We start from the raw sequence: 12378 nt of genomic DNA, 5'->3' as shown, positions 1-12378 counted from the left end.
GCGACCAGGTGTGAGTTGTCGGTGCCGCATCGTGATGAACGGGGCCGGCGATGCGGTGGGTGAAGTCGTGGGTGCATCGACCGCGACTACCGAGGCCCCGCCCTGTCCGGCAGGGCGGGCAGCAGCAAGCAGCGGCAGCACGCAGCGGCAGCAACCAACGACAGCAACCAACGACAGCAGCTCGATCGCTTCGCCGAACAGCAACTCACCAAGACCTCGGGCTCCAACTGACCGGGTCTGACCGGGGCTGACCGAGGTCGAACGAGGTCGAACGAGGTAGAGCGAGGTCGAACGACCGGACCCGGACCGCGCCTTCGACGGGCGGGCCGGATCGCGGTTCGCGAGGTCGTAAGAACGCTGATCTGACGGTGAGTTATCGTGTACAAGGGGTTAAGGCAGGCGCCACGGCCTGTTGCGTTCCAGCCCAGGAGAGTTCAACCGATGGCGAGGCAGATACGCGCCGAGCAGACCCGCGCGACGATCCTCGGTGCCGCCGCCGACCTGTTCGACCGTCACGGATACGAGTCGACCAGCCTGAGCGAGATCGTGGCCCACGCCGGAGTCACCAAGGGCGCCCTGTACTTCCACTTCGCGGCGAAGGAGGACCTCGCCCACGCCATCATGGAGATCCAGTCCAGAACCTCGCGCCGGCTGGCGACGGAGCTGGACGGCCGGGGCTACACCTCCCTGGAGGCGCTGATGCGCCTGACGTTCGGCATGGCCCGGCTCTGCGAGGAGGGACCGGTCCTGCGGGCCGGGCTGCGGCTCGCCACCGGCGGAGTGGCGGTACGGCCACCGCTGCCGCACCCCTTCACCGAGTGGCGGGAGATCGCCTCCTCCCGCCTCCTGGACGCCGTCAGGCAGTCCGACGTGCACCCGGACATCGACATCGACTCCGTCGCCCACACCCTCGTCTGCTCCATCGTCGGTACCCGCGTCGTGGGCGGCACCCTCGAACCGGCCGCACGGCAGCCACGCCGCCTGGCCGGCATGTGGTACCTCCTGATCCGGGGCATGGTGCCGGTGACGCGACGCGCCCGCTACCTCACCCTCGCCGCCCGCCTGGAGCGGGAGACGGGCCGGGTCTGAGTCCCGTGGGGGCCCGCTCGAAGTGCGGTGGTCCCTCGCCGGGTGCGATGGTCTCTCGCAGCGACGCGGGCGGCGCGACGCGGTGCGGGGGCTCCTGCCGGGGCGCGGCGGCTCCGTCTTCCGCCCCGGGCCCCGCGATACGGTGAGGCGTATGCCCGTCACCCCGTCCGAGCCCGCCCCCGTCGCCCCCGTCATCCTCGGCGACGAGCCCGGATCCTTCCCCCACGGCGTGCTGGCCGAGCGGCACCCCGCCATCGTCCGGCAGGTGCGTGAGGCGTTCCCCTACGGCCCCGAGCGGCGACGCGCCCTCGACGCGCTGCTCGCCGACTGTGCCGACGGCGTGATCGAGCCGCTGCCCGACGACGCCGACGCCCGCGACCGTGCCCGCTGGGCGGACTGGGGGATGGACACGTACGCGGGCCGGTCCTGGTTCGACGTGCCCTGGCTGTGGGCCGAGAGCTACTTCTACCGCCGGCTCCTCGACACCGTCGGCTACTTCGGCCCCGGCACCTGGCAGGGCGTCGATCCCTTCCGCCCCGCCAAGCTCGCCGAACTCGACGCGCGGGAGACGGACGAGGAACTCGCCGCGCTCGACGGCCTCGCCGACCTGCCCGCCGGCGAGCGGACCCGGGCCCTGCTGCACGGCTCGCTCTGGGGCAACCGCGCCGACCTCGGCTTCCGCCTCTCCGACAGCGCTGCCGGCACCGGTACCGGTACCGGTACCAAGGACAAGGTCCAGGCCCTGGTCGCCGACGACAGCGACGCACTCTGGTCGCTGCTCCCGCCCTCCGGAACGAGCACCTCCCGGTCGGGCACCTCCCGGCCGAGCACCACCCGAGCAGACAGCTCCGGCCCGAAGACCTTGTGCCTCGTCGCCGACAACGCCGGCCGCGAACTCGTCCCCGACCTGCTCCTCGTCTCCGACCTCCTCGACCGGGGCCGCATCGACCGGGCGGTCCTGCACGTCAAGCCGTACCCGTACTACGTCTCCGACGCCACGCCCGCCGACGTGCTCGACGCCCTGCGGCGGCTCGTCGCGGCGGGCGGTGCGGCCGCCGGGTACGGCGACCGGCTGTGGACCGCGCTGACCGACGGCCGCGTCACCGTCCGCGCCCACCCCTTCTCCTGCGCTCCGCTGCCGTACGCGGAGATGCCCGACGACCTGCGCGCGGAGTTCGCCGCGGCCACGGTCACCGTCCTCAAGGGCGACCTGAACTACCGCCGCCTGGTGGGCGACCGCCGGTGGCCCCCGACCACGTCCTTCACGGACGTCACCGCCTACTTCCCCGGCCCCGTCGCCGCACTGCGCACCCTGAAGTCCGACGTGATCACCGGCCTGACCGCGGACACGGAGGCCGCGCTGGTGGCGAGCGGGGAACAGCGCTGGCGGACGAGCGGGACGCACGCGCTGATCCAGGTCAGGCGCTGAGGTCGGGCGCGGGGGGCAAGTGATGGGACCGAGCACTGGGGTCGGGCGCTGGGGGTCGGGCGCGCGGTGGGGAGCGGGACCGGCGAGAGTTCCGGGTTCCGTCCCGATTCACGCGATGGTGTGATCATGTCCCGGCCCGTGGATGTGCCCGGAGGGCCATGGGTAGTGCCCGGCCATGACGCAACAGCCGTTCGAACTCCCACACTTCTACCTGCCGCATCCCGCGCGCCTGAACCCGCACCTCGACGAGGCCCGTGCCCACTCGACGACGTGGGCGCGCGAGATGGGCATGCTGGAGGGCTCCGGGGTCTGGGAGCGGTCCGACCTCGACGCGCACGACTACGGCCTGCTCTGCGCCTACACCCACCCCGACTGCGACGGGCCGGCGCTCTCCCTCGTCACCGACTGGTACGTGTGGGTCTTCTTCTTCGACGACCACTTCCTGGAGAAGTTCAAACGCACCCAGGACCGCACCGGAGGCAAGGCCCACCTCGACCGGCTCCCCCTGTTCATGCCGCTCGACCTCGGCACCGGGATGCCCGAACCGGAGAACCCGGTCGAGGCGGGCCTCGCCGACCTCTGGACGCGCACGGTGCCGGCGATGTCGGCCGACTGGCGCCGCCGCTTTGCCGTCGCCACCGAGCACCTGCTCAACGAGTCCCTCTGGGAGCTGTCCAACATCAACGAGGGCCGGATCGCCAACCCGGTCGAGTACATCGAGATGCGCCGCAAGGTCGGCGGCGCCCCCTGGTCGGCCGGGCTCGTGGAGTACGCGACCGCCGAGGTGCCCGCCGCCGTCGCCGGGTCCAGGCCGCTGAGGGTGCTGATGGAGACGTTCTCCGACGCCGTCCACCTGCGTAACGATCTGTTCTCCTACCAACGGGAGGTCGAGGACGAGGGAGAGCTGAGCAACGGCGTGCTGGTCCTGGAGACCTTCTTCGACTGCACCACCCAGGAGGCCGCCGAGCTGGTCAACGACGTGCTCACCTCCCGGCTGCACCAGTTCGAGCACACCGCGTTCACCGAGGTGCCCGCCGTGGCCCTGGAGAACGGACTGACACCGGCCGAGGTCGCCGCCGTCGGAGCGTACGCGAAGGGCCTGCAGGACTGGCAGTCCGGCGGCCACGAGTGGCACATGCGTTCCAGCCGCTACATGAACAAGGGCGCCCGGCCCACGGCCCCCTGGCAGGCGCTGACCGGACCCGGCACCTCCGCCGCGGACGTCGGCACGCTGCTCGCCTCGGCCGCCGCCGAGCGGGCGCGACCCTACACGTACACGCCCTTCCAGAAGGTCGGCCCCTCGGTCATCCCCGACATCCGCATGCCGTTCCCGCTGGAGCTGAGCCCCGCCCTGGACGGCGCCCGGCGCCACCTGTTCGAGTGGTCGCACCGGATCGGCTTCCTCAGCGAAGGGGTGTGGGACGAGGACAAGCTGGCGAGCTGCGACCTTCCCCTGTGCGCCGCGGGCCTCGACCCGGACGCCACCCAGGAACAGCTGAACCTCGCCTCCGGCTGGCTGGCCTTCGGCACCTACGGCGACGACTACTACCCGCTCGTCTACGGCCACCGGCGCGACCTGGCCGCCGCCCGGCTGACGACGGCCCGGCTGTCGGCCTGCATGCCGCTCGACGGCGAACCGGTCCCGCCGCCGGCCAACGCCATGGAACGCTCCCTGATCGATCTGTGGGCACGCACCACGGCCGGCATGACGCCGGACGAGCGGCGTCCCCTGAAGTCGGCGGTCGACAAGATGACCGAAGCCTGGGTGTGGGAGCTCGCCAACCAGATCCAGAACCGAGTCCCCGACCCGGTGGACTACCTGGAGATGCGGCGCGCCACCTTCGGCTCCGACCTCACCCTGGGCCTGTGCCGCGCCGGCCACGGCCCCGCCGTGCCGCCCGAGGTCTACCGCAGCGGTCCCGTCCGGTCCCTGGAGAACGCGGCGATCGACTACGCGTGCCTCCTCAACGACGTCTTCTCCTACCAGAAGGAGATCGAGTACGAAGGGGAGATCCACAACGCCGTCCTCGTCGTGCAGAACTTCTTCGGCGTCGACTACCCGACCGCGCTCCCCGTCGTCCAGGACCTGATGAACCAGCGCATGCGTCAGTTCGAGCACGTCGTCGCGCACGAACTGCCCATCGTCTACGACGACTTCCAGCTGTCGGACGAAGCGCGGTCCATCATGCGGGGCTATGTGACCGACCTGCAGAACTGGATGGCCGGCATCCTCAACTGGCACCGGAACGTCCCGCGGTACAAGGCCGAGTACCTGGCCGGGCGCACCCACGGTTTCCTCCCGGACCGGGCCCCGGCCGTGCCCGTCCCGAGGCGCACCGCTCTGCCCGCGCTCGGCTGACCGTCGGTCAGTCTCACTCTTTCGTGGCTCGTCACGCGCCGGTGCGCCGGGTAGAGCACTTGCCGGAGGCGAACCATGGAACAGACAGCGTTGCGACCCAAGCCGATGCCCGGCCGGGAACCGGGGGGCGGCACCGCGCCCGACACCGTCCGGCATCCGTGTACGGGCCGCCCGCGCCGCCGGCGGCTGACCACCCTGCTGCTGGGCGTGTTCACCGCGACGGTTCTGGTCCTGGCGGGCGCGGGACTCGGCACGATGGGCGCCACGGTGATCGGCACGAGCCGACTCGCCGAGCTGCAACGGCGGGCGGGGGTGCCGGGGGCGGGGCCGGCTGCGGAACCGGGGGCGTCGACGGGCGGCCGGGCCGCCCCCGCACATGCGTCGGCCGGCCCGTCCTCGTCACCTTCCCGCGCGCCGGCCGCCGCGACCCTCGGCGTGGAGGCCGTGGACGACGAGAAGCCGGGGGCCCTGCTCGTGGGCGTCCACGTGCCCGGCCCGGGGTACGCGGCGGGCCTGGTCCGGGGCGACGTGCTCCTGACGTTCGGCACGACCCGGGTCGACTCGGCCGCCGATCTCGCCCGCGCCGTGTCCCGCGCCCGGCCGGGCAAGGAGGTCAAGGTCACCGTGCGCCGCGCGAGCGGCGGCTACCAGCAGCTGACGGCCGTACCGGGCGTGGTCACCTGACCCGCGTCGCGCCCGGCCACCACCAGGGGCCGCCCGGCGGACACGGAGTCGCGGGCGGCTTCCTCGTACCCCGTCCCCGTGCCGTGGCGCGCGATGTCCCCGGCCGCCGGCCGGGGCGTCCCACCGCCCCGGCGTTCCCCCGGCCGGTCGCGCACCCGCTCGGCGCGGCGTTCCCCCGGCCGGTCACGCACCCGCTCGGCGCGGCGTTCCCCCGGCCGGTCGCGCACCCGCTCGGCGCGGCCGGCCGCCCGCGCACCCGCCGGCACGCGGATCACCGATGCGCGCCGGTACGAGCACGGTGCCGGCCTCCTTCGAACGCCCGAAGGGCACACGCCCCGCCAACCGGTGCCGGTGATGCGTACATCCATGAGTGGGTGGTGGCCGACCTGTGCCGATCGGCTCGCGCCGCCCCCTCGCTCCGGGCAGGATGCTGCCCGTAGTCCCTTCACGTCCGCTGCTCAGGGAGGCCCGGATGACCGGCAGCCCGCACGCTGCTTCCTTCACCGCCGACGACTACCGGGCCCGCATGGAGCGCGCCGCGCGGGCGGCCGCCGACGCCGGGCTGGCCGGGCTGCTGGTGGCGCCGGGCCCCGATCTCGTCTGGCTCACCGGTTACGCGCCCACCGCGGCCACCGAACGGCTCACCCTGCTCGTCCTCGTTCCCGGCCGTGACCCCGTCCTCGTCGTCCCGACGCTGGAGGCCCCCGACGCCCAGAAGGCCGCCGGTGCGCCCGCCCTGACCCTGCGCGACTGGACCGACGGCAAGGACCCCTACGCCGCCACCGCCGCCCTCCTCGACGGCTCCGGGCGGTTCGGCGTCAGCGACAACGCCTGGGCGATGCACCTGCTGGCCCTGCAACGCACGCTGCCCGGCACCTCGTACGCCTCCCTCACGGATGCGCTGCCCATGCTGCGCGCCGTCAAGGACGCGGCGGAACTGGAGCTGCTGACGGCGGCGGGCGCGGCCGCCGACGCCGCCTTCGAGGAGATCCGGAAGGTCACCTTCGGGGGACGCCGGGAGTCCGACGTCGCCGGCGATCTCGACGGACTGCTGCGGCGGTTCGGGCACTCCCAGGTCGACTTCACCATCGTCGCCTCCGGCCCGAACGGCGCCAACCCGCACCACGAGGTCGGCGACCGGGTCATCGAGGACGGCGACATGATCGTCCTCGACTTCGGCGGCCTGAAGGACGGCTACGGCTCCGACACCTCCCGCACCGTCCACGTGGGCGAACCCACCGACGAGGAGCGCCGGGTCCACGACCTGGTCCGCGAGGCGCAGGAGGCCGGCTTCCGGGCGGTCCGGCCCGGCGTCGCCTGCCAGGAGGTCGACCGGGCCGCCCGCGCGGTCATCACCGACGCGGGGTACGGCGAGTACTTCATCCACCGCACGGGGCACGGCATCGGCGTGACCACGCACGAGCCGCCGTACATGATCGAGGGCGAGGAGCAGCCCCTCCAGCCCGGCATGTGCTTCTCCGTCGAGCCCGGCGTCTATCTGCCCGGCCGGTTCGGGGTACGCATCGAGGACATCGTCACGGTCACCGAGGACGGCGGCCGGCGTCTCAACGACACCACCCGGGAGATGGTCATAGTGGAGTGACCGGCCACAGACCGACCCGAACGCCCCGGCGGACCCGAACACCCCGGCAGACCCGGAAGACGACGGCGCGACCATGACCCAGCCACCGACACCCAGCGCGGACACCGTCCGCCGACTGGTCCGTTCCCTGCTGGGCGAGAGCGCGGAACCCGACGTCCGGCCCGTCGCGGAGGGCGCCGGGCCCGTCACCTGGTGGGTCGGCACCCGGCACGTGCTGCGCCTGGCCCCCGACCGCGAGGCCGCGGTACGGCAGCGACGCGAACTGCGCCTGCGCGAGCTGGTCCGCCCGTACGTCTCCGTCGCGGTGCCGGCGAGTGTGGCGCACGGCGAGTGGGCGCCGGGTCTGACCTGCACGCTGGACGTCAAGGTGCCCGGCGGGTCGGGCGAGGACCACGACGTGTCGGCCCTCGGCGAGGCGGACCTCGCGGCGCTGCTCACCGGGCTGCGCGAGGTGCCGGTCCGCCAGGCCGAGACCCTGGGCGTGCCCCGGGCCGCCCCACGCTCCCTGGAGACGCTGCGGCAGGCCGCCGAGCCGGCCGCCCTGCGCCTTGCCGAGGCCGACGAGTTCGAGGCGGCGCGGCCGGAGCGGCTCACCGGGGCGGCGGCGGCCCAGCTTGGCGTCCAGCCCGGCGCGGCGGTCCTCGTCCACCACGGGCTGACCGGCGAACACCTCGTGGTCGGCGCCGACGGCCGGGTGCGCGGCGTCCTCGGCTGGACCGACGCGGTGCTCGGCGACCCGGCCGAGGACATCGCCGCGCTCGCGCTCTCCGTGGGCTCGCCCGCCGCCGTCCGTGCCGCCACGCTCGCCGGTTACGGCGCCCGCCCGTGTCTGCGCGGTCTGTGGCTGGCCCGCTGCGACGCGGTCGTCCACCTCGCCGAGGCCCTCTCCGGCCGGTCGTCCGCGCCGGCGGCAGGGTCCGTGCCCCTGCCGCTGCCGCTGCCGCTGCTCAGGGCGCGGCTGCGGCGCGCCTGGGAGCCGATCCTGCTGGAACGGGTGACGGAACTGCGCGGGGACGGCACGGCCGAGGACCCCGCCTGAGCACGCCCCCGCCCGTTCCCCCGCTGCCTCCCGTCCCCTCGCTGCCTCCCGTCCCCTCGCTACCTCCTGCGCCGCTGTCATTCCTGTACGAGGATCACGCTCGACTCGCCCGGCACGCGCAGCACCCCGTCCGCGCCCGGCGCCCGCACGGGCTCCCACGCGGCGAGCACGCGCGCGGGGCGGGTGCCCAGCGGGATCGCCGCCGGTTCGGTGCCCAGGTTGACGGCCACCCGGATGTCGCCGCGCCGGAAGGCCAGCCACCGGGCCTCGGCGTCGTACGCCACCTTGGTGTCGGCGAGGTCGGGGGCGGTCAGGTCCGGCTGCTGGCCGCGCAGGGCGATCAGCCGGCGGTACCAGGCCAGCACGCGGGCGTGCGGCTCGCTTTCCGGCTCGGACCAGTCGAGGCAGGACCGCTCGCGCGTCGCCGGGTCCTGCGGATCGGGGACGTCCTCCTCCTTCCAGCCGTGCGCGGCGAACTCGCGCCGCCTGCCGCTCCGTACCGCCTGAGCGAGTTCCGGGTCGGTGTGGTCGGTGAAGAACTGCCACGGTGTGCCCGCGGCCCACTCCTCGCCCATGAAGAGCATCGGGGTGAACGGCGCGGTCAGCGTCAGCGTGGCCGCGCAGGCCGCGAGACCGGGGGAGACCAGGGCGGCCAGGCGGTCGCCCTGGGCGCGGTTGCCGACCTGGTCGTGGGTCTGGCTGTAGCCGGTCAGCCGGTGCGCGGCGACGCGGCCGCGGTCCAGCGGCCGGCCGTGACCGCGCCCCCGGAAGCTGGAGTAGGTGCCGTCGTGGAAGTAGCCCCGCGTCAGGGTCTTGGCGAGCGCCGCCAGTGGAGCCCGCGCGAAGTCGGCGTAGTAGCCCTGCGACTCCCCGGTCAGCGCGGCGTGCAGGGCGTGGTGGAAGTCGTCGTTCCACTGCGCGTGCACGCCCAGGCCGCCCTCCGCGCGCGGGGTGATGATCCGCGGGTCGTTGAGGTCCGACTCGGCGATCAGGAACAGCGGTCGCCCCAGGTCGGCGGCGAGGCCGTCCACGGCCGTCGACAGTTCCTCCAGGAAGTGGCACGCGCGCGTGTCGACCAGGGCGTGCACCGCGTCCAGGCGCAGCCCGTCGATCCGGTAGTCCCGCAGCCACGCCAGCGCGCTGTCCACCAGATAGGCCCGCACCTCGTCCGAGCCGGGCGCGTCCAGGTTGACGGCGACGCCCCAGGGCGTGTGGTGGGTGTCGGTGAAGTACGGCCCGAAGGCGGGCAGATGGTTGCCGGAGGGGCCCAGGTGGTTGTGGACCACGTCCAGGACCACGCCCAGGCCCAGTTGGTGGGCCCGGTCGACGAACCGTTTCAGCGCCTCGGGCCCGCCGTACGGCTCGTGCACCGCCCACAGCGAGACCCCCTCGTACCCCCAGCCGTGCCGGCCCGGGAAAGGGCACAGCGGCATCAACTGGACGTGGGTCACGCCCAGTCGGGCCAGATGGCCGAGCCGCTCGGCGGCGGCGTCGAGCGTGCCCTCGCGCGTGTACGTGCCCACGTGCAGCTCGTACAGGACGCCGCCGGGCAGCGGGCGCCCGCCCCACTCGGCACGCCAGGCGTACCGTCCGTGGTCGACGACCGCGCTGAGCCCGTCCGGCCCGTCCGGCTGCCGGCGCGAGCGCGGGTCCGGCCGCACCGGCCCGTCGTCCACCGCGAAGCCGTACCGCGAGCCGTCGCGCGCCTCCGCCCGACCGCACCACCACCCCGGCCGCTCGGGATCGCGCTCCAACGCGCGCGTGTCGCCGTCGCACTGCAATGTCACGCGGCCGGCCTGCGGTGCCCACACCTCGAACTGCACGGACGGTTCCCCTTCGTCTGCTCACCGTGATGTAGCCCGTCCATGGTCCTGCAAAAGTGATCTCTCCGCTGCTGAAAGTCCCCGTTTGCGGCGGGTGTCGTGCCGTGCTCCGCGAACGGCGGCCGTGCGCGGGCCCGCGGCGGCCGTTCTCCCGTTTTCTGGACACTCCGGCCCGGCTGACCGACAATCACCTGCGTGACGTCGTCCTTCGAGTTCAACACATACCCCGCGCGGTTGTCCGACGCGGAGCGCGACAAGGCGCTGAAGGCGCTCCGGGACGGCGTCGCCATGGGGCGTCTGTCGCACGACACGTTCATCCGCAGGATGGAACTGGCGCTCGCCGCCCGCCGCCTGGAGGAACTCGCCGCGCTCACCTCCGACCTGCCCACCGAGAGCAGGGTGTCGCGGCTGGTGTTCGGCACCGTCGAGGCGGTGTCCGGGTTCGGCGTGCGGCTGCGCCGGGCCTGGCAGGCCGAGCGGCTGCCCAAGCTGCTGCTGCCCCACCCCGGCGCCGGTCATCCGCTGCGCATAGGACGCGACCCGGCGAGCGGGCTGCGGCTGAGCCACGAGTCGGTCTCCCGGGTGCACGCCGAACTCAGCCGTCAGGGCGGCATGTGGGTGCTGCGGGACCTCGGCTCCACCAACGGCACCACGGTCAACGGTCGGCGGGTCATCGGCGCGGCCGTCGTTCGCGAGGGTGACCAGATCGGCTTCGGGCAGATGGCCTTCCGCCTCGCCGTGAACTGAGCCGGCGTCCGGCGCAGCACAGCTCTGGCCTGGGCTTCACTCGTTGTCGAGCGTCCCGGTGGGGTACCGGGCGGGGTGGTCGACGGGGTGATCCTCGCGGCGAGCCCCCTTTGCTTTTCATGGTGTTGACGTACCCCCCAAGTCGTGACTGACTGTGCGTACACCGCGCACGCCAGGTGAACCGACGGCCGCATCGTGGAGGTGTGCCCTGACGCCCCTCCTGTGCTATCCGACCGTGGACGAGCTGGGCATCCGGGCCGCCGCACTCGTCGCCCGCCACCCCCGGCAGGCCCGGCTGCGCCGCGTCGGCACGTCCCGCGCGGGCACCCCGCTGCTGCTGCTCTCCGTCGGCCACGGCAGCCGCCAGGCCCTCGTCGTCGCCGGCCCGCACGCCAACGAGCCCGTGGGCGGTGCCACCGTCCTGCGGCTGGCCGAGCGCGCCCTCGCCGACCCCCGGCTCACCGAGGGCGCCGACGCCACGTGGAACCTGCTGCTCTGCGTCGACCCCGACGGGCTGCGCCGCAACGAGGGCTGGCTGTCCGGCCCGTACACCCTCGGCCGCTACGCCCGGAACTTCTTCCGGCCCGGCTTCCTGGAACAGCCCGAATGGCTGCCCGACGGCCCGGACCGGGCCGTCCTGCCGGAGACCCGCGCCCTGCTCGCACTCCAGGATGAACTGCGGCCCTTCCTGCAGTGCTCCCTGCACGGCGTCGACGTCGGCGGCGGCTTCGTCGAGCTGACCCACGAGCTGCCGGGCCTCGCCCAGCGCATCGCCCAGACCGCGGCCCGGCTCGGCATCCCCCGCGAACTCGGCGCCTACGACACCCTGTACTGGCCCGACCTCGGCCCCGCCGTCTACCGCATCCCGCCGCCCCGCCGGGGCGACCTCACCGCGGCCATCACCGAGGCCGCCGTCGACTCGACGTGGTGCCACCCGCAGCGGTACGGCACCGTCACCGCGGTCGTCGAGGCGCCCATGTGGGGCGTGGCCGCCGTGGCGGACGGCTCGTCCCCAGCGGACCGGGACGGCCTGCTGCGCTCGGTGAGCCGCACCCTGCGGGACGACACCCGGCGTCTGCACCGCGTCCTCGCCCGGCTCCGGCCCCACCTCGCCACCGTCCCCGAGGCGGGCCGTCTCCTCGCACCCGTCGACGACTACCTGCTGGTCTGCCCCAGGCTTGCCGACGCGTGGGACCCCGACACCGACGACGGATCGGGCCGCTCCCTCCCGCTGATGAACACCGCCCACCTGGTCGCCCTGCGGCTCGCCGGACGGCGCCTGTCCCTGCGGACCGCGGGGCTGCTGCACCAGTTGGTGACCCGTACCGGAGGCGATCCGGCGGGCGTACTGCCCGAGCTGGACCGGCTCGTCGACGAGGGCTGCGCCGACTACCGGGACGGCTGCGCGGCCCGCTGGATACCGGTCGCGCGCCAGGTGGAGTACCAGACCCGGGTCGTCCTCGCCGCGTTCGAACTGGCCGGGCGGCATCCCACCGCGGGCTCCCGCTCGGGTGAGCCGGGCTGGGGCTCCGAGGCCGCCGTGCCGATGCGCCGCGAATGACCGCGTCGTCCGGCGGCGCCGCGCCGACGCCCCCTCCGCGCGGC

At 73.9% G+C, this 12378-nt stretch carries 10 protein-coding genes; 8 read left to right on the top strand and 2 right to left on the bottom strand.

The genetic code is table 11. The annotated features are described in order from the left end of the window. Positions 1 to 441: 441 nt before the first annotated feature. From ACP4J0_RS16545 to ACP4J0_RS16530, 4 genes are all read left to right on the top strand, one after another. On the top strand, positions 442 to 1089 hold the full coding sequence (locus tag ACP4J0_RS16545) for a ScbR family autoregulator-binding transcription factor (RefSeq protein WP_426523332.1): 648 nt from the start codon (positions 442 to 444) through the stop codon (positions 1087 to 1089). Between the two features lie 151 nt (positions 1090 to 1240). Further along, positions 1241 to 2518, top strand: a complete 1278-nt coding sequence (locus ACP4J0_RS16540; protein WP_426599434.1) for a damage-control phosphatase ARMT1 family protein — start codon at positions 1241 to 1243, stop codon at positions 2516 to 2518. A gap of 175 nt (positions 2519 to 2693) precedes the next feature. Then, positions 2694 to 4877, top strand: coding sequence for a germacradienol/geosmin synthase Cyc2 (gene cyc2 / locus ACP4J0_RS16535; RefSeq protein WP_426599433.1), 2184 nt, complete (start codon positions 2694 to 2696; stop codon positions 4875 to 4877). A gap of 75 nt (positions 4878 to 4952) precedes the next feature. After that, a complete protein-coding gene (locus tag ACP4J0_RS16530; protein WP_426599432.1) occupies positions 4953 to 5561 on the top strand; it encodes a PDZ domain-containing protein in 609 nt (202 codons plus the stop codon). On the opposite strand, the gene ACP4J0_RS16525 is transcribed toward ACP4J0_RS16530, so the two are convergent. Further along, positions 5522 to 5836 (bottom strand): hypothetical protein, encoded by a 315-nt coding sequence (locus ACP4J0_RS16525; protein ID WP_426599431.1) that lies wholly within the window; start codon positions 5834 to 5836, stop codon positions 5522 to 5524. The genes ACP4J0_RS16530 and ACP4J0_RS16525 overlap by 40 nt on opposite strands. A 197-nt stretch (positions 5837 to 6033) precedes the next feature. Here ACP4J0_RS16525 and ACP4J0_RS16520 point away from each other — a divergent pair, with 197 nt between their 5' ends. Beyond that, positions 6034 to 7164: an aminopeptidase P family protein gene (locus ACP4J0_RS16520; RefSeq protein ID WP_426599430.1), complete on the top strand. Its 1131-nt coding sequence runs from the start codon at positions 6034 to 6036 to the stop codon at positions 7162 to 7164. A gap of 73 nt (positions 7165 to 7237) precedes the next feature. Next, positions 7238 to 8203 (top strand): aminoglycoside phosphotransferase family protein, encoded by a 966-nt coding sequence (locus ACP4J0_RS16515; protein ID WP_426599429.1) that lies wholly within the window; start codon positions 7238 to 7240, stop codon positions 8201 to 8203. 77 nt (positions 8204 to 8280) lie between these two features. Here ACP4J0_RS16515 and treZ read toward each other — a convergent pair whose 3' ends face one another. Further along, the gene (gene treZ / locus ACP4J0_RS16510) at positions 8281 to 10026 is read right to left on the bottom strand and encodes a malto-oligosyltrehalose trehalohydrolase (protein ID WP_426599428.1); all 1746 of its coding nucleotides are present in this window, start codon (positions 10024 to 10026) and stop codon (positions 8281 to 8283) included. 195 nt (positions 10027 to 10221) lie between these two features. Here treZ and ACP4J0_RS16505 point away from each other — a divergent pair, with 195 nt between their 5' ends. Both ACP4J0_RS16505 and ACP4J0_RS16500 read left to right on the top strand, forming a co-directional pair. After that, positions 10222 to 10773: an FHA domain-containing protein gene (locus ACP4J0_RS16505; RefSeq protein WP_426599427.1), complete on the top strand. Its 552-nt coding sequence runs from the start codon at positions 10222 to 10224 to the stop codon at positions 10771 to 10773. 235 nt (positions 10774 to 11008) lie between these two features. After that, positions 11009 to 12334 (top strand): M14 family zinc carboxypeptidase, encoded by a 1326-nt coding sequence (locus tag ACP4J0_RS16500; RefSeq protein WP_426599426.1) that lies wholly within the window; start codon positions 11009 to 11011, stop codon positions 12332 to 12334. Positions 12335 to 12378: the final 44 nt, after the last annotated feature.

Source organism: Streptomyces sp. WG7 (assembly GCF_049975785.1).
Taxonomy (GTDB): Bacteria; Actinomycetota; Actinomycetes; order Streptomycetales; family Streptomycetaceae; genus Streptomyces.
Note: the sequence above shows the minus strand (reverse complement) of the source record. Positions and strands in the feature narration are given on the sequence as shown.

What these genes read in the sequence shown, in the direction of transcription:
- ACP4J0_RS16540 (WP_426599434.1), top strand. Translation starts at nt 1,241, where the DNA reads ATGCCCGTCACCCCGTCCGAGCCCGCCCCCGTCGCCCCCGTCATCCTC.
- ACP4J0_RS16520 (WP_426599430.1), top strand. Translation starts at nt 6,034, where the DNA reads ATGACCGGCAGCCCGCACGCTGCTTCCTTCACCGCCGACGACTACCGG.
- ACP4J0_RS16530 (WP_426599432.1), top strand. Translation starts at nt 4,953, where the DNA reads ATGGAACAGACAGCGTTGCGACCCAAGCCGATGCCCGGCCGGGAACCG.
- cyc2 (WP_426599433.1), top strand. Translation starts at nt 2,694, where the DNA reads ATGACGCAACAGCCGTTCGAACTCCCACACTTCTACCTGCCGCATCCC.
- ACP4J0_RS16545 (WP_426523332.1), top strand. Translation starts at nt 442, where the DNA reads ATGGCGAGGCAGATACGCGCCGAGCAGACCCGCGCGACGATCCTCGGT.
- ACP4J0_RS16515 (WP_426599429.1), top strand. Translation starts at nt 7,238, where the DNA reads ATGACCCAGCCACCGACACCCAGCGCGGACACCGTCCGCCGACTGGTC.